The sequence below is a fragment of the Oleiphilus sp. HI0079 genome (assembly GCF_001635105.1).
Map to the genome: position 1 here is coordinate 1 of NZ_LWFT01000656.1, position 1,810 is coordinate 1,810.

4 protein-coding genes are annotated in these 1,810 nt (G+C 44.6%); 3 read left to right on the plus strand and 1 reads right to left on the minus strand.

The window, feature by feature from the left end; genetic code table 11:
- The 3 genes from A3750_RS11780 to A3750_RS11790 all read left to right on the plus strand — a co-directional run.
- Positions 1 to 592, plus strand: a 592-nt coding sequence (locus A3750_RS11780; protein ID WP_197475009.1) for a YigZ family protein, incomplete at its 5' end; no start/stop codon positions are given.
- Positions 593 to 781: 189 nt separating this feature from the next.
- The gene (locus A3750_RS11785) at positions 782 to 994 is read left to right on the plus strand and encodes a hypothetical protein (RefSeq protein WP_156492593.1); all 213 of its coding nucleotides are present in this window, start codon (positions 782 to 784) and stop codon (positions 992 to 994) included.
- 18 nt (positions 995 to 1,012) lie between these two features.
- Positions 1,013 to 1,534, plus strand: a complete 522-nt coding sequence (locus A3750_RS11790) for a hypothetical protein (protein WP_156492592.1) — start codon at positions 1,013 to 1,015, stop codon at positions 1,532 to 1,534.
- Here the strand turns inward: A3750_RS11790 and A3750_RS11795 are convergent.
- Positions 1,531 to 1,810: DUF3301 domain-containing protein (locus A3750_RS11795; protein ID WP_156498541.1), on the minus strand; the 280-nt coding region annotated here is incomplete at its 5' end. The genes A3750_RS11790 and A3750_RS11795 overlap by 4 nt on opposite strands.

Here is a 1,810-nt window from a genome sequence, read left to right on the forward strand (position 1 = left end):
TGAATTGATCGTCAAGAAAAGTCGTTTTAGCACCTTTGTGTTTCATACAAAGAACCGCGCTGAAGCCATGATCCATTTGCAAACCTTGCGGGAACGTTACACAGATGCACGCCATCATTGCTGGGCCTATTTACTTGGTGACCCGAAAGCACCTACGTCCGTCGCGATGTCTGATGATGGAGAGCCCAGTGGAACCGCAGGAAAGCCGATGCTAAACGTTATGCAGCATAAAGATGTGGGGGATATATTCATTGTTGTCGTCCGTTATTTTGGCGGCATTAAACTTGGCGCTGGAGGCTTGGTTCGCGCTTACTCTACTGCCGTGCAGTCCGCCTATGATGAAATGCAGTGCCAACAGGTAATCTCCCTCGAGCCCTTACGACTTAGCTGTGCATTTGATGAGGAACAAAAAATTCGCTACTTAGTTGATCGCTATCATGGAGTTATAGACGACTGCTCCTACTCTGAGCTCGTGAGCATGGCCATATCTCTACCTAGCCTACATAGCCTTTCATTCAAAGCCGAGTTAAGCCATTTGCGGGGAACCAGAATAAGTACCTCTGCGCCTGACGAATCAATCAAACAGACTTAATTTGATACACCGAATAATTTATACTTGAAGATCAGAGCGGCTCATAGCTTGAGCCTCTAGGATCGAACTCTTGATAGTTCATGGATGATATCGTTGTACCTCGTTAAATCCCGCCGTTTGCTCGTTACGCTTTTCATTATTTTTTTTGCCGTCTTGACTATTGGCTGCGCTAACAAAGAACCTGTCGGCGTGCCCCCCATTGAGGCATACACTTCTGAAGACACGATTAACAACCTAATGCTCGTTTATAAAGAAGCAATGGGGAAAGAGTATTACGAATGCTTCGAATTCTCTAAAGAAGAGCACATTTCAATACTCACTGAGAGCAGTGAATACTGCGCTAGGTATAGCTTTGATGCTCTGCCTCGACAAGTTGAAAGCAGCGTGTATCAAGATGCATAGGAAGATTACTCTGTCTGCTTGATGCATCTTTATTTTTCAAGACTTAAACCAAGGTTTAAAACTGGTTATAAACGCGCTACGTCTTGCTATAAAACAGGGGCAACGTTGAAAGTCCTCGACGGCTCTCATCCCGCTTTGTCATATCTAGAACAGTCAGGTATCGACAGCTATTGGATCGACAAGTATCAAGATTATGCCACAGAGCCTGATATCGCGAGTAAACAGATGAAAGCGGCGGAACATGAATCAAGTCTTATAGCCGATACTCTTGCAGAACTAAATGCCCTGAACATCGAGTTAGGTGATCATGCAGAAAATATACAAAGCGCTTATGGAGAGCCTAAACGCAGAATAGAACAGTCTAAATTTGCAATATGGCTCTATCCAAACGACATGGCATTTGTTTTCGGCGGTCAAAATGAACTAGAAAGGGTAGCATTTTGTGAGGGTTGCTCTAAAAAATTCACCCGCGGTTCTCAAAGATATAAGCAACAGGGCATGTCTGACAAATTGATTATAGATCTGCTTTTTCCAAACTAGCCGATGCGATGCGGTGCAAATTTCACTTCATCTAAACGATTACCAAGCATAATCACCTCCCCCTCATAACGGTCTTCACCAGAGGAGCTGAAATCAAAGCTGTAAATTCGACGCAACTGCATATGGCCTTTGGCATTGCGCACGGGTCGCACACTTTTTAACGCGACTGCCTGGTCGAGCAACTGCAAATCTAGCTTCTTACACGCCGCTTGTGCGCGCTGATAAGCGAATTCTTTTAAATCGCGACTTTTGATCCAGTACCACACACCAAAGCAA